Consider the following 21,210-nt stretch of genomic DNA (forward strand, 5'->3'; position numbering starts at 1 on the left):
CCACGAGCCGCTCCAGGAGGAACCGTGTTCCGCAGCGAGTACGCCGAAGTACCGGCCGTAGAGGAACCCATTCACGAGGCGGTCCTCGGCCGCGCCGCCGAGCGCGGCGACACGCCCGCGCTGATCGACGGAGTCGACGGCACCACGCTCACCTACGGGCAACTGGACCGGTTCCACCGCGGGCTTGCCGCCGCGTTCGCCGACGCGGGCGTCCGCAAGGGCGACGTCCTCGCCCTGCACAGCCCGAACACCATCGCCTTCCCGACGGCGTTCTACGCTGCCACGCGCGCGGGGGCGTCGGTCACGACCGTGCACCCGCTCGCCACACCCGAGGAGTTCGCCAAGCAGCTGCGGGACAGCGCCGCGAACTGGATCGTGACCGTGTCGCCCCTCCTGGAGGCGGCGCGGCAGGCCGCCGAGCTCGCCGGTGGGGTGCGGGAGATCTTCGTCTGCGACAGCGCTCCGGGGCATCGCTCACTGATCGATCTGCTCGGCTCGACCGCGCCCGAACCGGAGATCGACATCGACCCGGTGACGGACGTCGCGGCCCTGCCGTACTCCTCCGGGACGACCGGCATACCCAAGGGGGTGATGCTCACCCACCGGTCCATCGCCACCAATCTGGCACAGCTGGTGCCCTTCTTGCCGATGGGCGAGGGCGAGCGCATCCTCGCGGTGCTGCCCTTCTTCCACATCTACGGGCTGACGGCCCTGATGAACGCGCCCCTCAGGCAGGGCGCCACCGTCGTCGTACTGCCCCGCTTCGACCTCGACACCTTCCTCGCGGCCATCGAGAAGCACCGCATCAGCGGCCTCTTCGTGGCGCCGCCGATCGTGCTGGCCCTGGCCAAGCACCCGGCCGTCGCGCGGTACGACCTGTCGTCCCTGAAGTACATCGTCTCCTCCGCCGCGCCCCTGGACGCCAAGCTCGCGCTGGCCTGCGCCGAGCGGCTCGGACTGCCGCCCATCGGCCAGGGCTACGGGATGACGGAACTGTCTCCCTGCACGCACCTGGTCCCCGTGGACGCCGCCCAGGACGCGCCCCCGGGAACGGTCGGCAGGCTCGTCCCGGGCACGGAGATGCGCATCGTCTCCCTCGACGACCCCGACAAGGACCTGGGCGTCGGGGAGGCGGGCGAGATCGTCATCCGCGGTCCCCAGGTCATGAAGGGCTATCTGGGGCAGCCCGACGCCACCGCCGCGATGATCGACCCGGGCGGCTGGCTGCACACCGGAGACGTCGGTCACGTGGACACCGAGGGCTGGCTGTTCGTGGTCGACCGCGTCAAGGAGCTCATCAAGTACAAGGGCTTCCAGGTCGCGCCCGCCGAACTGGAGGCCCTGCTCCTCACCCACCCCGGCATCGCGGACGCCGCGGTCATCGGGGTCTACAACGAGGACAACAACGAAGTCCCGCACGCCTTTGTGGTGCGCCAGCCGTCCGGGGCCGGCCCGGCCGGTCCGGCGGCGGACCTCTCCGACGTCACCGGCCTCTCCGAAGGCGAGGTGATGATGTACGTCGCCGAGCGCGTCGCCCCGTACAAGAGGGTCCGCGGCGTCACCTTCATCGACGCCGTCCCACGTGCGGCCTCCGGAAAGATCCTGCGCCGGGAACTGCGAGGCCTGTCATGACCGTTGAACCGGTTGTCCGCGTGGCGCACGACCGCGCCGTCACCACGCTCACCCTCGACTCGCCCGCCAACCGCAACGCCCTCTCCGCCGCTCTCGTGGGGGAGCTCGCGGACGGGCTCACCCGGTGCGGCAAGGACCGTGACGTCCGCGCCGTAGTCCTCGCCCACACGGGGAACACGTTCTGCGCGGGCGCCGACCTGCGCGACCCCCCGCACCCGGACGCGCTCGTCGCCCTGCTGCGGCAGATCGTCGAGCTGCACAAGCCCGTGGTGGCCCGGGTGACGGGCCATGTGCGGGCGGGCGGACTGGGACTCCTCGGAGCCTGCGATCTGGCGATCGCCTCCAAGGAGGCCACGTTCGCCTTCACAGAGGTACGCATCGGCGTCGCGCCCGCCGTGATCTCCCTTCCCCTGCTGCCCCGGACGGACCCCCGCGCCCTTGCCCGCTACTACCTCACGGGCGAACGTTTCGACGCGGCGGAGGCGGTACGGACGGGACTCCTGACGGCGACCGGCGACGACGTCGACGTCACCCTGGAACCCGTCCTGGACGGCCTGCGCCGCGCCTCCCCCCAAGGCCTGGCCGAGACGAAACGGCTGCTCACGGCTAGGGTGCTGGAGGCCTTCGACCGGGACGCGGGCGCCCTGACCGCGCTCTCGGCCGAACTGTTCTCCTCCGCGCAGGCCCGCGAGGGGATGACGGCCTTCCTCGAACGACGGGATCCCGCATGGGTGGTGTGAGCACGACGGAAGCCGCGGAGCGCGTGGAGCCCACGGACGCGACCACGGACGCCACGGACGCGACCACGGACGCGACAGAGCCTGCCGAAATCGCCCCCCGCAGTCCCCGGCTTCCGCACGTTCCCAAGCAGGACCGCAGCCGCGCCACCCGGCAGCGGCTGCTCGCGGCCGCCGTGGCCTGTCTCGCCGAGCACGGCTGGGCGGGCTCCACGGTCTCCGTCGTCGCCGAGCGCGCGGGAGTGTCCCGGGGGGCCGCCCAGCACCACTTCCGCACCCGCGAGGACCTGTTCACCGCGGCGGTGGAGTACGTCGCCGAGGAGCGTTCCACCGCTCTGCGCGCCCTGTTCCCGGAGGGTGCCGCCGACCGCCGCGAGGTGGTCGCGGCCCTGGTCGACCTCTACACCGGCCCCCTCTTCCGCGCCGCCCTCCACCTCTGGGTCGCCGCCTCCAACGAGGAGCAGCTCCGCCCGAGGGTCACCGAGCTGGAGGCCCGCGTGGGCCGCGAGACCCACCGGATCGCCGTGGAACTGCTCGCCGCCGACGAATCCCGCCCCGGCGTACGCGAAACGGTCCAGGGACTCCTGGACATGTCCCGCGGCCTCGGCCTCGCCAACCTCCTCACGAACGACGGGGGGCGACGGGAACGGGTGGTGGCGCAGTGGGGCGTACTGCTGGACGAGGCGCTGGGCTGAGCCCCGCCGACGTCACGGACCGAGGCGCTCCGCCCGCCAGCTGCCGTCCGGCTCCGCCACGTACAGCAGCCGGTCGTGGAGGCGGTTCTCGCGGCCCTGCCAGAACTCGACCGTCCGGGGGGCGATGCGGAAGCCGCCCCAGTGCGGGGGCACGGGGACCTGCTCACCCTCCGGGTAGCGGGCGCTCAACTCCTCGTAGGCGGCGTCGAGCTCGTCCCGGGAGGAGATGACCGAGGACTGGGGGCTGGCCCACGCGCCGAGCTGGGAGCCGTGCGGGCGGGTGCGGAAGTACGCGGCGGTCTCGTCGCGTCCGGTGCGCCGCGCCGTTCCGGTGACGATGACCTGGCGGGCCATCGGGTGCCAGGGGAAGAGCAGCGAGACGTACGGGTTCTCGGACAGCTCGCGGGCCTTGCGGGAGTCGTAGTTGGTGTAGAAGACGAAGCCCTGCTCGTCGTACTGCTTGAGCAGCACCGTGCGTGAGCTGGGCCGGCCCTCCGCGTCCGCCGTGGAGACGATCATCGCGTTCGGCTCGTACACCATGCCCTGCACGGAGGCCTGGGCGGCCTGCTTGAACCAGCGGGCGAACTGGTCCATGGGATGGGCGGCGAGATCGGCCTCGACGAGCCCCTCGGCGCGGTAGTGGGCCCGCATCGCGGCGGGGTCGGCGGCGAGTTCTTCGGCGTCGCCCGTGGCCTCTGCGGCGGCGGCTTCCGCAGCGCGCAGAACGAGGGGCTCGTCGGCGGATTCATCCGGGAGGCGGTCGCGGTCGGTCACGCGGTCATCTTGCCGTATCCCGGTACGGCATCGAGTGACAGTGGGTGGCACTGAGTGCCGCAGGGCCTCCCCAAAGGTGGCACTCGGGGATATGGTGCTGCCACGCTTGCGGTGGGATGACCGCCGGCCGCACGGGGCATCACCGGGAAGACGTACCGGACCGCGAGTCCACGAGCCGACCGTGGAGCCGGACGTCGACCACCCATCACCGACGCACGGTTTCCCCTTCCGACCGCAAGACCCGCCTCCGCCGACACACCCACCATCACCCCCCCATGAACCCCCCGTCGTACACATCACGAGGAGCCGCCTGATGTCCGACTTCGTACCCGGACTCGAAGGAGTCGTCGCGTTCGAGACGGAGATCGCCGAACCGGACAAGGAGGGCGGCGCACTCCGGTACCGGGGCGTCGACATCGAGGATCTGGTCGGCCACGTCTCCTTCGGAAACGTGTGGGGCCTCCTCGTAGACGGCGCCTTCAACCCCGGACTGCCGCCGGCCGAGCCGTTCCCGATCCCCGTCCACTCCGGCGACATCCGCGTCGACGTCCAGTCCGCGCTCGCCATGCTCGCCCCCGTCTGGGGCCTCAAACCCCTCCTCGACATCGACGAGGCCAAGGCCCGCGAGGATCTCGCCCGCGCCGCCGTCATGGCCCTCTCCTACGTCGCCCAGTCCGCCCGCGGCCAGGGCCGGCCCATGGTTCCGCAGAGCGAGATCGACAAGGCGCACTCCGTCGTCGAACGCTTCATGATCCGCTGGCGTGGCGAGCCCGATCCCAAGCACGTCGCGGCCGTGGACGCCTACTGGACGTCCGCCGCCGAGCACGGCATGAACGCGTCCACCTTCACCGCCCGCGTCATCGCGTCGACGGGCGCGGATGTCGCCGCCGCCCTCTCCGGCGCCGTCGGGGCCATGTCCGGGCCGCTGCACGGCGGCGCGCCCTCCCGCGTCCTCGGCATGATCGAGGAGATCGAGCGCACGGGCGACGCGGAGGCCTACGTCAAGAAGGCCCTCGACAAGGGCGAACGCCTGATGGGCTTCGGCCACCGCGTCTACCGCGCCGAGGACCCGCGCGCCCGTGTCCTGCGCCGTACCGCCCGCGAGCTCGGCGCCCCCCGCTTCGAGATCGCCGAGGCGCTGGAGAAGGCGGCCCTGGAGGAGCTCCACGCGCGCCGCCCGGACCGCGTCCTGGCGACGAACGTCGAGTTCTGGGCCGCGATCATGCTCGACTTCGCCGAGGTCCCGGCGCACATGTTCACATCGATGTTCACCTGCGCCCGTACGGCAGGCTGGTCGGCGCACATCCTGGAGCAGAAGCGCACGGGACGGCTCGTACGGCCGTCCGCGCGCTATATGGGCCCCGGTCCGCGCAGCCCCCAGGAGATCAAGGGCTACGAGGACATCGCGCACTGAGCGCACTGAGTGCGCTCAGTGCATTGAGCCCTCTGAGCCCACTCACCGGGTCTGCCGGTCATCACGCGGGGGTGAGCAGCTCCGCGTGATGACGGGTGGCGACCAGTGGGTGGGCCCGCAGCTTGCCCTTCAGCTCGTTGAAGCCGTACTCCGCGAACAGAGGGTTCGCCGGGTCGTCGGTGACGCCGGGTGCGGCGGAGGCGTGCGGGAAGGGCAGCGGCTCCACGCGCGCGTCCAGGCGCGGGTTGTAGAAGAAGGGCACGGAGAACCGCTCGGTGGCCCCGGGCGGACTGACGACCCGGTGGTTGGTGGCGACGAGGTACCCGTTGGTGGCCACTTCCAGCAGCTCGCCCAGGTTGACCACGAACGCTCCCGGCAGCGGCGGCACCTCGTGGAAGAGGCCGTCCTCGCGCTGCACCTGAAGGCCGCCGACCTGGTCCTGGAGCAGCAGCGTCAGGAATCCGTAGTCCTTGTGCGCGCCCACGCCCTGGTCGGCGCCGTCGCCCGCGCTGCCCGGATACCGTACGAGCTTCAGATGCGGATGGGCCCGCTCGCCGAAGACCGGCTCGTAGAAGTCGGCGGGCGCCCCGATCGCGGTGAGCAGCTCGCGCAGCAGGCGGGCCGCGACCGAGCTGAGCCGGTCGATCCACGCCAGCGCGGCGGTCCGCAGCTCCGGCAGCGCGGCCGGCCACTGGTTGGGCCCCTCCAGCCACCAGTAGGCGGGCTCGCCCGGACCGGGCCTGCGCGCGGGCCGCTCGGCCCCTATGTCGAGCTGGTCCCGCCAGTCCCGGCTGCCGCCCGTGCGCTCGTCGCCGGTGCGCGTGTACCCGCGGAAATGCGGCGAGTTGACGTTGTCGAGGGCGAGCCGCTCGGCCTCGGGCAGCGCGAAGAACCGGTGCATGGCGTCGAGCAGGGCGGCGGTCTCGCCCTCGGTCACCCCGTGCCCGACGAGCTGGAAGAAGCCCACGTCGTGGGCGGCGCTGTGCAACTGCGCGTGCAGCAGGGCACGGGCCTGGGGGCCGCGGTCGGCCGCGGAGAGATCGATGATCGGAAGCTGCTGGTACGGCCGGTGCTGCCGGCTCCGCTGGTACTGAGCAGAAGACGTGTTCGTCGTCATGAGGTGCGTCCGCAGGGTGTACGGGTGCCCGGGCGGCCGCCAGGGGTGGGGCGGGGGCCACGGGTGCCAAGGGGAAGAGGGGGCCGAGGTCAGGAAGAAGCCTGACAGCCCATGCTTGTGACGCGCACGAAGTCCACGTGCCGGCGTCGAACGAGCATCGGAAGCATGGCCCAAGAGTACTGCGGACCCCGCGAAACGCATGTGCCCCACCTCACATGCCCTGCGAAACGCAGACGACCCGCGAGCTCGGGTTCCCCCGCCTCGCGGCGGAGGAGCCGGCCGGACATACCGGCGAGCTCGCGGGTCGGGTGACTGCTTGGGATTGGGGCCGGCTGCGCGCTCACTTCAAGCGCTGGTCCGGCACCGCACTGGATGTGGTGACGGGCCGCTAGCCCGCAGCCACCTCGCTGGTCCGGGTTTCATACATGTACCCGATCACCTCCTTTCGGCGTGCAGCCCACCCTAGGAACCGATCGAACGCGGCTCAACCGGTTTTTCGAACCTGGTGCCGTACGCGTATCCGTCAGCCCGCTGGAGCAGGCGCAGGTTCTTGTGGCTGGTGCCCGCGTGGCCGCCTGGGACGGGAATGCTGTGGCACCCGTTGGCGCGGACAGAGAGGTGCACTCCCTCCGCGGCAACTGAAGCAGCCGCGTCGGGGTGTCGCCGTACGCGTGCTGGTGACATGCATACGGTCTCCCCTCGCCCATGTCCCATACCGGCTGCGCCGTCCAGCGAAGTGGCGCCCCTGCGGCCCGTTTCGTCCCTGCTCCCGGGGTTGTCTGCTGCCGCAGGTTCCAGAGCCTGCCGCTGAGGAAGCACGGCAGGGTGGGTCTCCTCACCTGTATGGAACGTAGTCGTCGAACTCACCTCGATTCACGGTGACGACTGGGGCTGGTCAACCATGGGTGGGAGCGGCTGACCTGCCGAACCACCTGGAACGAGACGCTAGTGATCGTGGATCTGCCTGTGGCGCAGACCGCATGAAGGCATCCGTTTGTGCGAATTGAGGTGAATCGTCGAACGGGTGGCCGGAGCGGCTGCTAGGCAGGCGTATGGGACGGCCACTTCATGATCTCCAGCTCGGGTGCGCAGGGCGGCGAGTTGAGGCGACCGGAGGGAGTCGGGCGCTGGGCGGGTGTGTCCAGTGGTGCGATTTCTGGGGCTGAGGGGGCGGAATCCCTGCGTACAACGATTTCGTCCAATCTTTGGGGAACACGATGTGGGCTGGGTCACGTTCGAGTTGAATGAAGGCGAGTGAGCGAACTGTCTCGCCGTACGTGCGGACGCAGCCTGCAGGGGGTCCAGGTGAGTGCTTCCCGGCGTAGTGGGACCACCGACGAGCTGGGGCCGGACGAGCCCGAGCCGGCTGGTTCCGATCTGCTTGCCGCGCTGTTGGACGGGATGGACGCGGCGCTGTGCGCGTTCGACGCCGATGGGGTCGTCACTCATTGGAACCGCGAGGCCGAGCGGATTCTCGGCTGGACCGCGGCCGAGGCCGTGGGGCGGCGCGGGTTCGCCGGGTGGGCCGTGCGGACCGCGGACGCCGAGGAGGTCGAGGCACGGCTGCTGTCCGTCATGGAGGCACCTGGGCGCCAGGTGCACGAGTTCGCGCTGCTGACCAAGGACGGCGGGCGCGTGCTCGTACGGACCCAGTCCGCCGCCGTGCGCGGAGCCGACGGGAAGCCCGCCGGGGTGTACTGCGCCTTCAGCGAGGTGCACGCGCAGATCGATCTAGAGCGGTCCATCGCCCTGAGCGAGGCGTTGTTCGAGGACGCCAGCTGGGGTGTGGTCCTGGTCGACGCGGACCTGCGGCCCGCCGTCGTCAACGCGCACGCGGCCCGAGCCCTGGGGATCGGGCGTACGGCGGTGCTCGGACGGCCGCTGGGGGAGCTGCTCTCCCAAGGGGTCGAGGAACTGGAGAGCGCGCTCACGCACGTGCTCGCCGAGGGTGCGCCGCCCGCGCCCGCCGAGATGTGGGTGAGCGTGCGCTCGACCGAGGGCGAGAAGCGGCGGTGCTGGCGCAGCGGGTTCCTGCGGCTCGCCTCGCCGCTCACGGAAGAACCGGTTCCGCTCGGGGTCGGGTGGCTCTTCCAGGATGTGACCGAGGCCAAGCACACCGAGCAGGAGGCGGCCCTGCTGCGGTTCAGGGCCAACCAGCTGCACCGGGCCGCACGGGCGGCGGCCGAGTGCGAGGACCCCGGGGAGGCCGCCACCGTCCACCTCGACTTCGCGCTCGCCGGGTTCGCCGACCACGCGCTGATCGACCGGGTCGCGAGCGGGTGGCCGACGGGGGACGACGAGGGGCCCGTACGGCTGGTACGCGCCGTCACCACGCCCGCCGGGGCGCCCGGGCCCAGCCTGCTCACCGGGAAGGCCGGACTGCCCGTGCGGTACGCCGAGGGGCATCCCGCGCTCCAGTGCGTGGAGCGGGCCGGGTCCGTGCGGGCCAGCTCCGGTGAGATCACCCCCGAGCGGATGCGGGAGTGGGCCACGGCCCGCCAGTGGCCGCCGGACTCGGTGCACGCCCTGTGCGCGGTCCTGCGCAGCCGGGGGCGCACGCTGGGCGTCGTGACGTTTCTGCGGGGTGCGGGGCGCAGCCAGTTCGAGCGCACGGACGCGATGTATGCGGAGGACGTGGCGGTACGCATCGCCATGGCGCTGGATCTGGAGGGGCTGGCGGGACGGACGTAGCACCGCCACGCGCTTCCCACCCGGTCGGCCCAATGACGGTGAAAGATCTTGCTCGGCTCAGCGGCGGTGAAAGATCTCGCTCGGTCCAGCGGCGGTGAAAGATCTCGCTCGGCTCAGCGGCGGTAGAAGATCCGGTCGCCGTACTCCGTCATCACCCGGCTGTTCCACTCGTGGCCGCCGTCGACGTTGCCCGAGCGGAGCAGGGGCGGCTCGATGCCCCGGTCGGCCAGCGCGCCCGCGGCCGTGGCCATGACGGCCTGGAGGAGGGCCGTCGTGACCACCGTGGAGGCGGGAGCGAAGGGCGCCTCGATCGTCTCCAGGGTCAGTTCCGCGTCCCCGACCGCGATCTTCGAGTCGAGGACGATGTCGCAGTGGTCCTTCAGGTACGTCCCCGAGACGTGCCGGGACTGCGTCTCCGAGGCGTAGGCGACCGAGGTGACGCCGATGACCTTCATGCCCAGGGTCCGCGCTTTCATGGCCATCTCGACCGGGAGCGCGTTGCGGCCGGACAGGGAGATGATCACGAGTACGTCGCCGGCGCGGACCGGGCTGGAGTCCAGGACCGCGCTCGCGAGGCCGTCGACCCGCTCCAGGGCCGAGCCCAGCGTCGCCGGCATGACGTCGACACCGACCACGCCCGGCACGGCGAGCAGGTTCATCAGGGCCAGACCGCCCGCGCGGTAGACGACGTCCTGCGCGGCGAGCGAGGAGTGCCCGGCGCCGAAGGCGAAGAGCCGTCCGCCGCCCGCGACGGTGTCGGCGATCAGGGCGCCGGCCGCCTCGATGTCTCCCGCGTCCTCGTCCCGCACCTGCTGGAGCAGGCCGATCGCCGCGTCGAAGAACTGCCCGGCCAGCTTGCGGTCGCTCATCGGCGAAGCCCCTTATAAGTCTCGTCGGCGTCGGGTGGGCGCTGGGTCACGCTTTGTGCCGCGGATCACGTTGCGGTCTGGACCAGCGCGCTGTCAATACGGCCTGCGGAGGTGTCCGCGGAGGCACCCCGTGGGGCGTCCGCAGGGGTACCCGTAACTCCGTGGTTTCAACGGCGAGGCACGCTTGTCAGTGGTATGCGTCAGAATTGAGTTCAGGGCCAGCGCACACGCCGGTGAGCCACCGAGCCTTCGGCAGAGCTAATCAAGGGGCACGTATGTCCGGACTGATCGACACCACGGAGATGTATCTCCGCACCATCCTCGAGCTGGAGGAGGAAGGCGTGGTCCCCATGCGCGCCCGGATCGCGGAGCGGCTCGACCAGAGCGGGCCGACGGTCAGCCAGACGGTGGCGCGTATGGAGCGCGACGGTCTGGTGGCGGTCGCCACCGACCGGCACCTGGAGCTCACCGAGGAGGGCCGTCGCCTCGCCACTCGCGTGATGCGCAAGCACCGCCTCGCGGAGTGCCTGCTCGTCGACGTGATCGGTCTGGAGTGGGAGCAGGTGCACGCCGAGGCGTGTCGCTGGGAGCACGTGATGAGCGAGGCGGTGGAGCGGCGCGTGCTGGAGCTGCTGCGCCACCCGACCGAGTCGCCGTACGGCAACCCGATCCCCGGACTGGAGGAGCTCGGTGAGAAGGACGGCGCCGACCCGTTCCTGGACGAGAGCATGGTGTCGCTGGCCGAGCTCGACCCCGGCCTGGACGGCAAGACCGTCGTCGTACGCCGGATCGGCGAGCCCATTCAGACGGACGCGCAGCTGATGTACACGCTGCGGCGCGCGGGTGTGCAGCCCGGCTCCGTGGTGAGCGTGACGGAGTCGGCGGGCGGCGTGCTCGTCGGCAGCGGTGGTGAGGCGGCGGAGCTGGAGTCGGACGTCGCGTCCCACGTGTTCGTCGCCAAGCGCTGACATCCGGTGATCGCGGGAGGCCTCGCACCCCGGGTGCGGGCTTCCCGGCCCTGAGCCCGCGAGGGGCAGCTCCCGGGGGTGGGCCACGGGGTCCGGCATCCGCCGAACCCCGGGTCGACCTCCGGGCGCCCGCCGACCGTCGTGGGCCGGTGGCGGCCTGGCTTGCCTGTCGTGGATTCGTGGCGACCCGGCTCGCTCGTCGTGGGCCGGTGGCGCTCCGGACTGCGTACCGCGCGTCGGGGACGACCCGGCACTCCGTTCGACGCGCCGGGCGCGGGCGTGGGCGCCATGGCGCAGGTCGCTCGCCGTGGAGCGTGTCGTCCGCCTGCGATGACCCAACACTCCACCCCCTTCCCGCACCTCCGTCGACTCACCTCGGTCATGTCAACTCCCGTGACGACAGGGGTAGTTGTGATGTTTTCGCTACATGGCCGAAACCAAGATTCAGTGTGCGGAATCGCAGCGCCCGGACCGTTTGCGTGCGAGGCTGGCCCGTGAGGCATATGACCTGAGGGCTCTTGACCGTGTCCAAGAGGGATGTCGCACGGTTGGGGAGGGGGCGGGGAGAATGTGCCGTAGATGTGGAGAGGGCCCCGGCGCCTTACGGCGCCGGGGCCTGTCCTCCCCTGTGCTGACCCGGAGCCCCGAGCTCCCAGGGTCATCCCCTTCGGACCAATTTCCCCGAGCGGTCCGCCTCCCGCTGAAGATCTCCCCTCGGCGGCGGCGGTCAATCCCCGAGCGTGGTCACTCGAACGAGGGGTGTTGCCCCCGAGAGGAGTATTTTCGAATACCCATTCGATAATCTGGCGGCGTATCACAGGCAAATCGGGTACACGTAGAGCAGCACATCAGCAGACTCAGCGGCACGGCAGCAGCAGGAAGCGGCAGGAAGCGGTTACGAGTGGACCGGCCGGCTCGAGCGGGAGCGAGCGGTCCGAGCGAGCTAGGGGGGTGCCAGACCTATGGTGCGGCGCATCGACGTGACGGGCGCGGGCGGTCTACGCCTCGCCGCCTGGGAGTTCGCCGATCCTCCCAAGACCGACCCTCCCAGGACCCCGCCCGCCCCCGGCGTGCTGCTTCTGCACGGCCTCATGGGCCGCGCCTCCCACTGGGCGTCCACCGCCCGCTGGCTCTCCGAGCGGCACCGCGCCGTCGCCCTCGACCAGCGCGGCCACGGCCAGAGCGACAAGGCGCCGGAGGGGCAGTACACGCGAGAGGCCTACGTCGAGGACGCCGAGGCCGCTCTCGAGCAGCTGGGTCTCGCCCCGACCGTCCTCATCGGCCACGCGATGGGCGCGCTGACCGGCTGGCAGCTCGCCGCCAAGCGCCCCGACCTCGTCCGCGGGCTGATCATCTGCGACATGCGGGCCTCGGCGTTAGGGGCCGCGTCGCAGCGTGAGTGGGAGGACTGGTTCAAGGCCTGGCCCATGCCCTTCGCCACGCTCGCCGACGTACGGAAGTGGTTCGGCGAGGACGACCCCTGGGTGGAGCGCCCGAACCCGTCCCGCGGCGAGTTCTACGCAGAGGTGATGCACGAGTCCGCCGACGGCTGGCGCCCGGTCTTCGAACCCGAGCAGATGCTCAAGTCCCGCCAGACCTGGGTGTACGACGCCCACTGGGAGGAGCTCGCCCAGGTCCAGTGCCCCGCACTGGTCGTACGGGGCCTCGACGGCGAGCTCGGCCGGGCCGAGGCCCAGGAGATGGTCCGCGTACTGCCGCACGGCCAGTACGCGGAGGTGGCCGACGCCGGTCACCTCGTGCACTACGACCAGCCGGAGGCGTGGCGTGCCGCGATCGAGCCCTTCCTCGACGGCGTACTCACCGGCCAGGACCGCTAGGCCCTGTCGTCAAATTCCCGTCGTCCGCCCGGCGGGGGGCAGACGGGAATGTGACGGCAGGGCCTAGGGCCCGTCCGGCGGATCATGCCGCGGGCGCGGGGCGCCGACCGGACAGCTCGTCCTCCCCGTCGGCCTCCCCGTCGGCTCAGCCCTTGCTGACCGCCGCCAGGATCTCCGGCAGCCGCCGGGCCGTCCGCGGCGCCGCCATCCGCAGCCCGAACACCGTGATCAGCGCCCCGTATCCGGCCCCCAGTGGCAGCAGGAGCCAGCTCCACTTGTGCCCGTCCGCCGACACGTTCAGCCAGATCGTGAGGGCGATGACAGGAGCGGTCAGCAGCGCCGCCGAGACCATTCCGCCGAAGATGGCGATCCAGGCGAGGCCCGTCTGCCCGGGGGCCACGTTCTTGTAGCCCTCCTGCGGGATCGAGTACGGGAAGCGGGCCGAGGACCAGGCGCCGGTGGCCAGCATCGCGCCGAGCAGCGCGAAGGACAGGCCGAGCACCTCGGGCAGCTTGGACCAGTCGCCGAGCATCGCCGTCGTCAGCACGGTCACGAGCGTCGCGTACGGCAGGGTGATCATCAGCAGCGCCAGCGCACGCCCACGCAGTTCGACGTACGCGTCGTGCGGGGACGCGATGGTCATCGCGACCATCCAGAACGCGGAGGTGTCCTGACCGAACTGGTTGTACATCTGGATGCCGAGCATCCCGGCCGCGAAGCACGCGAAGTAGATCGAGCCGGTGCCCTGCAGGGCGTTGAACACGGGCACGATCAGCCCGATCGCCAGCGAGGTCACCCACGCGGCCTTCGTCTTCGGGTCGCGCCACACGTACCGCAGACTGCGCTCCATCACGGTCCCGGTGCGCCCCGAGGGCAGCAGCCGACGCAGCCCGCCCGTCGGGACCCGCTCCCGCGCCGCGGTTTCGCCCGCCTGCAACGTCGACCCGTCCGGCGAGGTCATCAGCCGGGTCAGGTGCCTCGACCAGAGTGCCAGCAGCCCCACCAGCGCCGCCACGCTCAGGAGGAGTTGGGCGACCCCCGCCCCGTACGAGCCCCTGCTCATCGAGTCCACGGCGCCGATCGCCGACCCGGGCGGCACCCAGCGCAGCACGTCCGCCGCCGGGTCGAGCCGGGACAGTCCGCCCGCCGAACCGAGCCGCTGCGCGCCGAAGTTGACGAGCTGCGCGCCGATCGCGATGACGAGGCCGCTCAGTACGGCCAGGTCGCGGCCCTTGCGGCTGGACAGCAGCCGGATGTTGGCGGCGGCGACGGCCCGCGCGAGGGCCACACAGACGAGCAGCGCCAACGGCACGGCCACGACCCCGGTGACGTACGCAGCCGTGCCGTGCGCCACGGAGATCAGGGAACCGACCAGCAGGCACAGGGTGAACAGCGGTCCGATACCGACCAGCGAGGCCACGAGCAGCGCCCGGACCAGCGGGTGCGGTCGCAACGGCAGCATGACGAGCCGGGTCGGGTCGAGGGTCTCGTCGCCGCTGGGGAAGAACAGCGGCATCACGGCCCAGCCGAGTGCCATGACCGCGATCAGCAGGACGGTGACGGACGCGGCGTGCGCGTTGCCGCGCAGGGCGACGAGGCCGAGCAGTTGGAGGGCGGCGAAGAGGAGGACGACGACGACCGAGGTGATGTACGCGGCCCGCCGCCCGGCCGACTGCCGCAGCCCGTTGCGCAGCAGCGACAGCTTCAGCCGTACGACGACGGGGGTGATGGAGGCCTCGGAGACACCCGTGCTCATCGCGTCGCCCCGCCGCCCAGCCAGTCCAGGTCGGACCCGCGGTCGCGGCCCTGTGCGCCGACCAGTTCAAGGAACGCCTGCTGGAGGGAGGGCGCGTCGCCGCGGACCTCCGCGAGCGGGCCGTGCGCGCGGATGCGCCCCGCGACCATGACGGCCACCCAGTCGCACAGCGATTCGACGAGTTCCATGACGTGAGAGGAGAAGACGACCGTGGCGCCCGATGCCGTGTAGCGCTCCAGGACGCCGCGGATGGTCTGCGCGGAGACGGGGTCGACGCCCTCGAACGGCTCGTCGAGGAAGAGGACCTCGGGGTTGTGGAGGAGAGCGGCGGCGAGGCCGATCTTCTTGCGCATGCCCGTCGAGTAGTCGACGACGAGTTTGTGCTGGGCGCCCGCGAGGTCGAGGACGTCGAGGAGCTGGGTGGTGCGCTTGTCGACCTCGGCGCCGGGCAGGCCGCGCAGCCGGCCGGTGTAGGCGAGGAGCTCACGCCCGGAGAGCCGTTCGAAGAGCCGCAGGCCCTCGGGGAGTATGCCGATCCGGGCTTTCACCGCCGCCGGGTCGCGCCACACGTCATGGCCGACGACCTCGACGCCGCCCTGGTCGGGCCTGAGCAGTCCGGTCACCATCGAGAGGGTGGTCGTCTTGCCCGCGCCGTTGGGCCCTACGAGCCCGATGAACCGCCCCGCGGGCAACTCCAGATCGATCCCGGCGACGGCGACCTGCTCCCCGAACCGCTTCCAGAGCCCGCGTACGCGTACGGCGGGAACGTCTGCCCCTGTTTGCTCGGCCATGTGAGCACCCTAAGGGGCAAGGTTTCAGGGGCGCGAGGAACTGCGCGACCAGCCACGACGAACCCGCGGCTCAAGAACGGCGCCGAACCACGGTCATCGATCCCTGCCGCACGCGTAGGCGAGCGGCGAGATCAGTTCCTCCGCATCCGGCAGCCACCGGTTCGCCGGCGTCGGCCGACAGGCCCACTGCACCGCACCTCGTGAACCGAACCGGGTGGGCGGAGCCGCCACGTACGAGCCTTCGCCCAGGGTGACCAGATCGAGGGAGGCGGGCGGCCAGCCCAGTCGGCGTACCAGGTCGGGGACCTTCGTCGCCGCGCCGGGAAGGACGAAGAAGTGCATGCGCCGGTCCGGCGTGCACGTCACCGGCCCCAGTGTCAGTTCCATCCGCTCCATGCGGGCGAGCGCGAGGAATCCGGCCGTCTCCGGCACATCGATCGCGTCGAACGTACGCCCGGTGGGCAGCAGGATCGACGCGTTCGGCTGCTTCGACCACATCCGGCGCGCGGCGGTCGCACTGCCCGTCGCCTGCGTCGCCCAGTCCTCGCGCGCCGCGTGTGCGCCCGGCGTGGGGCAGGTGGCCTCGCCGCAGGAGCAGCGTTGCATCCCGTCGACGGCCTCCAGCCACGTGCCCGGGAACACGTCCCAATGGCGCTCTTCGGCATATCGCACAGCGGTGTCAAGCAATGATTCGCCACGCTGCTTCGGGATTTGGACGGCCTCGGGCCCCGCGATGGTCTCTTCCACGATGAACACAACTCTAGCTGCCACAAGGGGTTACGGGGGTCCCGTGCGCGGGGGAGGGGCATCGTTCCCGCGTGTGGGGCGCATGGATGCACGGGCGGGGGCGCGCAGGGGGAACGGCAGCGGGCGGTGGGTATCCAGGGGTGGGGTCGGGGCAGCCGCCTTTACTCCGGCAATCCTCACATGTCTCGCATCTTCGGTATGTCGGCGGGGCATTGATCTTCATGGCCGACTTCCTTCGCTGCGGTTGGCCGATGAGGACACGTCAACTCGGTGCGTGGGCAGGCACCGCAGCCACAGGGGGTACGCCATGGCCGCAAGGCCTCTCGTCGCCAGGCAGCCGAACGAACGGCTGCAGGCGCTCATCCAGGAAGCGGGCTGTTCCAACGCCGGCCTGGCCCGTCGGGTCAACATGTGCGGCGCCGAGCACGGCCTCGATCTGCGCTACGACAAGACGTCGGTGGCGCGCTGGCTGCGCGGTCAGCAGCCGAGGGGACGCGCTCCCGCGATCATCGCCGAGGCGCTCGGCCGCAAGCTGGGCCGTGCGGTCACGATCGACGAGATCGGCATGGCCAACGGCAAGAACCTCGCGTCGGGCGTGGGGTTGCAGTTCTCGCCGACCGTCCTCGGCGCCATCGAGCAGGTGTGTGAGCTGTGGCGCAGTGACGTCGGACGCAGGGACTTCCTGTCCGGCTCGTCCGTCGCCGCCTCCGCGCTCGTCGAGCCGAGCCGCGACTGGCTGATCTCCTCGCCGGACTCGCAGGTGGCGCGTGCGGCGGGCCCGCGCGTCGGGCTCTCGGACGTGGCGGCGGTCCGCGCGATGACCCAGGCGCTCACGGATCTGGACCACCAGTACGGCAGCGGGCATGTACGCCCGGTCGTCGTGCACTACCTCAACAGCGTGGTCTCCGGGCTGCTCGCGGGTTCGTACCGGGAGGGCGTCGGACGCGAACTCTTCTCGGCGGTCTCGCGGTTGACGGAGCTCGCGGGCTACATGGCCATCGACACCGGTCAACCGGGCCTCGCCCAGCGGTACTACATCCAGGCGCTGCGGCTCGCCCAGGCGGCCGGGGACCGGGGATACGGCGGGTACGTGCTGGCCGCGTCCATGAGTCACCTGGCGGCGCAGCTCGGCAACCCGCGCGAGATCGCGCAGTTGGCGCGCGCGGCGCAGGAGGGGGCGCGGGGGCGGGTGACACCGCGCGCGGAGTCGATGTTCCACGCCGCGGAGGCGCGCGGGCACGCCCTGATGGGCGACGCGCGCGCCGCTCAGGTGGCGTCCGGGCGTGCGATCACCGCGCTGGAGGGCGCCGACGCGGCCTCCGGGGACGACCCGACATGGATCGCGCACTTCGACGAGGCCTACCTCGCCGACGAGTTGGCGCACTGCCACCGTGACCTGGGTCAGGCGGAGGCCGCCGCGCGCTGCGCCGAGGAGTCCCTCGCCGGGCACCCGGAGTCGCGGGCCCGCCGCCGGGCCATCGGCTACGTCCTGCTGGCCACCGCGCAGGTCCAGCAGCGCGAGGTGGAACAGGCGTGCCACACAGGTCTGCGCGCGGTCGAACTTCTCGGCACGCTCCGCTCCAACCGCGGCGCCGAGTACCTGGACGACTTCCAGCAGCGTCTGGAGCCGTACCGGGACGAGGCGGTGGTGAGGGAGTTCGGGGCGCGGCTGGAGTTGCAGGCGGCGGCGTGAGCGGATCGTGTGTGTGCCGGTGAACACGCGGTGTGCACGGGTGTGAACGCCGGGCAAACAGGGGCGCCTGGAGTGGGAGGAGTCACATACAGCGCACGGTGGGGCGTATTCGTTACCCCGGTCACAGTGGGCGGGGGTAACGCCCTGTGCTGCGTGGCACGGGCGCGTGGGGACCCGGTAGCGTGAGCCGACGATTCCGAAGGTCCCCCATTAGTAGGAGTCCCGGTGACGCAGAGTGGACAGGGCGAGCAGCCCTCGGCGCGCACGGCGCGCGAAGGCATCGTGCTGCCCTCCGACGGCGGCGAGCCGCTGTTGCCGGGCATGACGGGCGACCGGGTCGTTCCGGCGGCCCCGGCGGGCGGTCAGACCTGGGACCAGCCGTGGGGACCGGACCCGTCGGCGGCACCGGCTCCGCAGCCGGCCGAGGGCTGGGGGGCGCCCGTGAACGGCACCCAGACCTGGAGCGGCTCCGAGCCGTCCCCGTCCAACGCCCCCGCCCCGGACTGGGGCGGTCACGACCCGTCCACCCAGACCTGGGCCGCGCCTGCGGAACCGGCGCAGGGCTGGGGCGCCGTCCCGGCCCAGCAGCAGGGCTTCCCGGCCCAGCAGGCACCCGGCGTCGGCCCGCTGCCGGCCGAGGGCACCCAGCAGCCGCCGTACAGGGACCAGCGGCCGTACGGGGACCAGCAGCCGCCGTCGTACGGCGGTCAGGAGACTTCCTCCTACGGCGGCCAGCAGGATCCGGCGTACGGCGGCCACCAGGGTGGTGCCGTACCCCAGCAGCAGCCCCAGGGCGCGCACGCTGCCGCGCTGCCGCCCGCCGTTCCCGGGGCGCTGCCGCCCGCCGTCGACGAGGGCGCCACGCAGTACATCCCGTCGGTTCCGGCCGCCCCCGAGGGCGCGACCCAGTTCCTGCCGCCCGTCCCCGCCTCGCCCGACGAGGGGGCCACGCAGTACATCCCGCCGGTGGGCCCGGGTGCGCTGCCGCCCGAGGTGACTTCGGGACCGCTGCCCCCGGCCGCGCACCCCGACGCCGAGGCCACGCAGTACATCGCCCCTGTGCCCGCGGAGCCGGGCGCTGCGCCGTACGGGATACGTCCGGGCGGCCCGGAGGACCGGCAGCCGCCCGCGGAGTTCGACAACCTGTTCCGCAGTGCGCCCGGCGCGCCGAGTGCGTCGGAGGGGCCCGCGTCCACGCAGCAGCTGCCGCGGTTCGAGGCCCCCGCCCCACACGCCCCGCAGACTCCGCACGCCCCGTATGCCGCGCAGGCCCCGGGGATGCCCGGAGCGCCGGGCGGGCGGGCCGCCACCCGGCGCGGCGCGGTCGACGACGGCGGCGGCGGTGGCCGCGGTGGACGGAGCCGCTCGCGCGTCCCGTTGATCGCGGGCGTCGGTATCGGCATCGTCGTGCTCGGTATCGGGGCCGGCGCCATGCTCAGCGGCGGCGGAGGCAGTGACAGCGGCAAGGACGGCAGCAGCAAGAACGTGTCGGCGACGGCCGGGGCCACGGACGGCTCGTCGTCGTCGGCGGCCGACCCGGCCAAGGCGCAGGCCGTCGCGCTGGACAAGCTCCTCGCGGACAGCAACAACAGCCGCGATTCGGTGATCAACGCCGTGGAGAACGTGAAGGCGTGCAACAACCTGGACCAGGCGGCCAGTGACCTGCGCGACGCGGCCAAGCAGCGGTCCGGACTGGTGACCAGGCTCTCCGGCCTCTCGGTCGACAAGCTCCCGAACAACGCCGAGCTGACCGCCGCGCTGAACAGCGCCTGGCAGGCCTCCGCGTCGGCCGACAACCACTACGCGGCCTGGGCCGACCAGGTCCAGGGCAGGAAGGGCTGCAAGAAGGGCCACGCCCGCACCACCGGCCAGACCGCGGCGGCCAACCAGGCCAGCGGCACCGCGAGCGCGCAGAAGGCGAAGGCCGCCAGGCTGTGGAACTCGATCGCCTCGACGTACGGACTGACGCGGCGCACGACGACCCAGCTGTGACCGCCCGGTCCGAGTGACTGCCCGGTCCGAGTGGCCGCGCGGTCCGAGTGGCCGCGCGGGCCGAGCCCGGGTCTCAGTTCGAGTCCGCGTTCTCCAGCGTCTTCGACACGTCGATGAACCCGTTGCGCTCCGAGGCCAGCTGACCCTCGCGTACGACCTGGAAGGTGACGTGGGCGTTGACCAGGCGCGGGAAGTCGACGGCCGCGATCAGGTCCTCGTAGCGCCAGCTGAGGGTCGGGGTGAGCCGGCCGGTGGTCACCTTGAGGCCGTTGTCGAGGGCGTGCCGGATCGCGAGCGAGGTCACCTTGCTGTCGCCGAGTGACTCGACGACCGACTTGAGCACGTTGTACGCGATCCAGGTGGTCTGCACGCCGGCGTCCGCGGGGTCGATCCGGTTGTCGCCGAAGGCCTCCTCTTTGATCACCTTGCGCATCGGGTCCCAGCGCGCGTCGCTCGCCACCGGGTACCAGCCGGTGACGTGCGTGCCCTCGTACGGGCTCGACTGGCCGCCGGTGGAGTCGATCAGGGACTGGTCGAGGCTGCCCAGCACCGTGCCCGTACCCACCTTCGGATAGTCCTGGCGGTCGCGCCGGAACGAGTCCATGAAGGTCTCCGTACGGTCCCCGAGCGCGGACACCACGCAGCCCTGCTTCAGCGGGTCCGAACTCGCGCGGCCGAGCGCGAGCTTCGTCTGCTCCGAGTACTCGGTCGCGTCCTCGGCGGCCCGCTGGTCGGTGGTGGGCGTGTGGCCCTCCGCCTTCAGACCGGCGTTGAGCAGCACCGGGAGCTGGTCGCCCGCGACGGTGTCGGGGCGCACGAGCGCCACCGGGCCGCACTTCTTGCCGAGCTGCTCCCCGAGACCGGCCAGCAGGGCGGGCTCGCCGCCGTTGATCGGATAGGAGAGCGGGCTCGAGAACTCGTCGTCGGTGACGCCGTAGCCGCCGATGTACGGGATGCCGGCGGCCTCCAGCGGGGCCAGGAAGGAACGGCCGTGCTGGCTGTAGGACCCGACGACCGCGACCACGTTCTCGTCGGCCGCGCGCCGGGCGCACTTCGCCGCGTACACGGTGTCGTTGTGGTCGTTGCAGGTCAGGACCTTGAGCTTGTGGCCGTTGATGCCGCCGTTCGCGTTGACCCAGCGTGCGTAGGCCTCGGCCATGGCGGGCATGCCGGGCTTGTTGGTGGCGGGGGTGTCCTGCGGCGCCCAGGTCATGACGGTGATGGGGTCGTCCCCGGAGCCCCCCGTGATACCGGGGACGGCCCCGCACCCGACAGCGATCGACGCACACGCCATCACCGCGCCCGCCATCAGCACTCTGGTCCTGACCTTCGTCGAGACTCTGGTCCCGGTCCGCTGGGGGCGGACGGGTGGGGTGGTGCGCGTGCGTCGCCTACCGGTCATGGACACGCACGATTCCGTCACATCACTAACCTGCGTGTGACCGGTGGTCAACGTGAGGTGACGTAGAGGTGAATTACGGGGGGCGCTGATCGCA

Annotated in this window: 16 protein-coding genes; 9 read left to right on the forward strand and 7 right to left on the reverse strand. The window is 71.6% G+C overall.

Annotated elements, in window-relative coordinates; translation table 11 throughout:
- Positions 1–24 precede the first annotated feature (24 nt).
- The 3 genes from ACFVWD_RS21020 (at position 25) to ACFVWD_RS21030 (ending at position 3,064) form a co-directional block, all read left to right on the forward strand.
- On the forward strand, positions 25–1,632 hold the full coding sequence (locus ACFVWD_RS21020; protein WP_389597960.1) for a 4-coumarate--CoA ligase family protein: 1,608 nt from the start codon (positions 25–27) through the stop codon (positions 1,630–1,632).
- A complete protein-coding gene (locus ACFVWD_RS21025) occupies positions 1,629–2,372 on the forward strand; it encodes an enoyl-CoA hydratase family protein (protein ID WP_389597961.1) in 744 nt (247 codons plus the stop codon). The genes ACFVWD_RS21020 and ACFVWD_RS21025 overlap by 4 nt, the downstream gene beginning before the upstream one ends.
- A gap of 89 nt (positions 2,373–2,461) precedes the next feature.
- A complete protein-coding gene (locus ACFVWD_RS21030; protein WP_075027416.1) occupies positions 2,462–3,064 on the forward strand; it encodes a TetR/AcrR family transcriptional regulator in 603 nt (200 codons plus the stop codon).
- Between the two features lie 12 nt (positions 3,065–3,076).
- On the opposite strand, the gene pdxH is transcribed toward ACFVWD_RS21030, so the two are convergent.
- Complete coding sequence (gene pdxH, locus ACFVWD_RS21035; protein WP_389598071.1) at positions 3,077–3,715, reverse strand: pyridoxamine 5'-phosphate oxidase; 639 nt, start codon at positions 3,713–3,715, stop codon at positions 3,077–3,079.
- Between the two features lie 436 nt (positions 3,716–4,151).
- On the opposite strand from pdxH, the gene ACFVWD_RS21040 reads away from it, so the two are divergent.
- Positions 4,152–5,252, forward strand: coding sequence for a citrate synthase 2 (locus ACFVWD_RS21040; RefSeq protein WP_389597963.1), 1,101 nt, complete (start codon positions 4,152–4,154; stop codon positions 5,250–5,252).
- 61 nt (positions 5,253–5,313) lie between these two features.
- Here the strand turns inward: ACFVWD_RS21040 and ACFVWD_RS21045 are convergent, their stop codons facing one another.
- Positions 5,314–6,369 carry an isopenicillin N synthase family dioxygenase gene (locus tag ACFVWD_RS21045; protein ID WP_389597965.1) on the reverse strand — a complete coding sequence of 352 codons (1,056 nt, stop codon included), beginning with the start codon at positions 6,367–6,369 and terminating at the stop codon, positions 5,314–5,316.
- A 1,305-nt stretch (positions 6,370–7,674) separates the two neighbouring features.
- On the opposite strand from ACFVWD_RS21045, the gene ACFVWD_RS21050 reads away from it, so the two are divergent.
- Positions 7,675–9,060, forward strand: coding sequence for a PAS domain-containing protein (locus ACFVWD_RS21050; RefSeq protein ID WP_389597967.1), 1,386 nt, complete (start codon positions 7,675–7,677; stop codon positions 9,058–9,060).
- Positions 9,061–9,173: 113 nt separating this feature from the next.
- Here the strand turns inward: ACFVWD_RS21050 and ACFVWD_RS21055 are convergent, their stop codons facing one another.
- Positions 9,174–9,929 (reverse strand): SIS domain-containing protein, encoded by a 756-nt coding sequence (locus ACFVWD_RS21055; RefSeq protein ID WP_389597969.1) that lies wholly within the window; start codon positions 9,927–9,929, stop codon positions 9,174–9,176.
- 275 nt (positions 9,930–10,204) lie between these two features.
- Here ACFVWD_RS21055 and ACFVWD_RS21060 point away from each other — a divergent pair, with 275 nt between their 5' ends.
- Both ACFVWD_RS21060 and ACFVWD_RS21065 read left to right on the forward strand, forming a co-directional pair.
- Positions 10,205–10,897: a metal-dependent transcriptional regulator gene (locus ACFVWD_RS21060; protein ID WP_054235646.1), complete on the forward strand. Its 693-nt coding sequence runs from the start codon at positions 10,205–10,207 to the stop codon at positions 10,895–10,897.
- A gap of 962 nt (positions 10,898–11,859) precedes the next feature.
- Positions 11,860–12,735 (forward strand): alpha/beta fold hydrolase, encoded by an 876-nt coding sequence (locus ACFVWD_RS21065; RefSeq protein ID WP_168492821.1) that lies wholly within the window; start codon positions 11,860–11,862, stop codon positions 12,733–12,735.
- Positions 12,736–12,880: 145 nt separating this feature from the next.
- Here ACFVWD_RS21065 and ACFVWD_RS21070 read toward each other — a convergent pair whose 3' ends face one another.
- From ACFVWD_RS21070 to ACFVWD_RS21080, 3 genes are all read right to left on the reverse strand, one after another.
- Positions 12,881–14,491 (reverse strand): transporter, encoded by a 1,611-nt coding sequence (locus tag ACFVWD_RS21070; RefSeq protein ID WP_389597971.1) that lies wholly within the window; start codon positions 14,489–14,491, stop codon positions 12,881–12,883.
- Complete coding sequence (locus ACFVWD_RS21075; RefSeq protein ID WP_101404416.1) at positions 14,488–15,282, reverse strand: ABC transporter ATP-binding protein; 795 nt, start codon at positions 15,280–15,282, stop codon at positions 14,488–14,490. The genes ACFVWD_RS21070 and ACFVWD_RS21075 overlap by 4 nt, the downstream gene beginning before the upstream one ends.
- Positions 15,283–15,375: 93 nt before the next feature.
- The gene (locus tag ACFVWD_RS21080) at positions 15,376–16,038 is read right to left on the reverse strand and encodes a bifunctional DNA primase/polymerase (RefSeq protein WP_389597972.1); all 663 of its coding nucleotides are present in this window, start codon (positions 16,036–16,038) and stop codon (positions 15,376–15,378) included.
- A gap of 298 nt (positions 16,039–16,336) precedes the next feature.
- On the opposite strand from ACFVWD_RS21080, the gene ACFVWD_RS21085 reads away from it, so the two are divergent.
- Both ACFVWD_RS21085 and ACFVWD_RS21090 read left to right on the forward strand, forming a co-directional pair.
- A complete protein-coding gene (locus ACFVWD_RS21085) occupies positions 16,337–17,722 on the forward strand; it encodes a transcriptional regulator (protein WP_389597974.1) in 1,386 nt (461 codons plus the stop codon).
- A 225-nt stretch (positions 17,723–17,947) separates the two neighbouring features.
- On the forward strand, positions 17,948–19,714 hold the full coding sequence (locus ACFVWD_RS21090) for a hypothetical protein (RefSeq protein ID WP_389597975.1): 1,767 nt from the start codon (positions 17,948–17,950) through the stop codon (positions 19,712–19,714).
- A gap of 73 nt (positions 19,715–19,787) precedes the next feature.
- Here the strand turns inward: ACFVWD_RS21090 and ACFVWD_RS21095 are convergent, their stop codons facing one another.
- The gene (locus ACFVWD_RS21095) at positions 19,788–21,116 is read right to left on the reverse strand and encodes an ABC transporter substrate-binding protein (protein WP_389597977.1); all 1,329 of its coding nucleotides are present in this window, start codon (positions 21,114–21,116) and stop codon (positions 19,788–19,790) included.
- Positions 21,117–21,210 lie beyond the last annotated feature (94 nt).

This window comes from Streptomyces sp. NPDC058086, assembly GCF_042885015.1.
Lineage (GTDB): Bacteria > Actinomycetota > Actinomycetes > Streptomycetales > Streptomycetaceae > Streptomyces.

Coding starts and splice junctions, on each gene's coding strand:
- ACFVWD_RS21025 (WP_389597961.1), top strand. CDS start 1,629: ATGACCGTTGAACCGGTTGTCCGCGTGGCGCACGACCGCGCCGTCACC.
- pdxH (WP_389598071.1), bottom strand. CDS start 3,715: ATGCGGGCCCACTACCGCGCCGAGGGGCTCGTCGAGGCCGATCTCGCC.
- ACFVWD_RS21040 (WP_389597963.1), top strand. CDS start 4,152: ATGTCCGACTTCGTACCCGGACTCGAAGGAGTCGTCGCGTTCGAGACG.
- ACFVWD_RS21045 (WP_389597965.1), bottom strand. CDS start 6,369: ATGACGACGAACACGTCTTCTGCTCAGTACCAGCGGAGCCGGCAGCAC.
- ACFVWD_RS21055 (WP_389597969.1), bottom strand. CDS start 9,929: ATGAGCGACCGCAAGCTGGCCGGGCAGTTCTTCGACGCGGCGATCGGC.
- ACFVWD_RS21060 (WP_054235646.1), top strand. CDS start 10,205: ATGTCCGGACTGATCGACACCACGGAGATGTATCTCCGCACCATCCTC.
- ACFVWD_RS21065 (WP_168492821.1), top strand. CDS start 11,860: ATGGTGCGGCGCATCGACGTGACGGGCGCGGGCGGTCTACGCCTCGCC.
- ACFVWD_RS21070 (WP_389597971.1), bottom strand. CDS start 14,491: ATGAGCACGGGTGTCTCCGAGGCCTCCATCACCCCCGTCGTCGTACGG.
- ACFVWD_RS21075 (WP_101404416.1), bottom strand. CDS start 15,282: ATGGCCGAGCAAACAGGGGCAGACGTTCCCGCCGTACGCGTACGCGGG.
- ACFVWD_RS21085 (WP_389597974.1), top strand. CDS start 16,337: ATGGCCGCAAGGCCTCTCGTCGCCAGGCAGCCGAACGAACGGCTGCAG.
- ACFVWD_RS21095 (WP_389597977.1), bottom strand. CDS start 21,116: ATGACCGGTAGGCGACGCACGCGCACCACCCCACCCGTCCGCCCCCAG.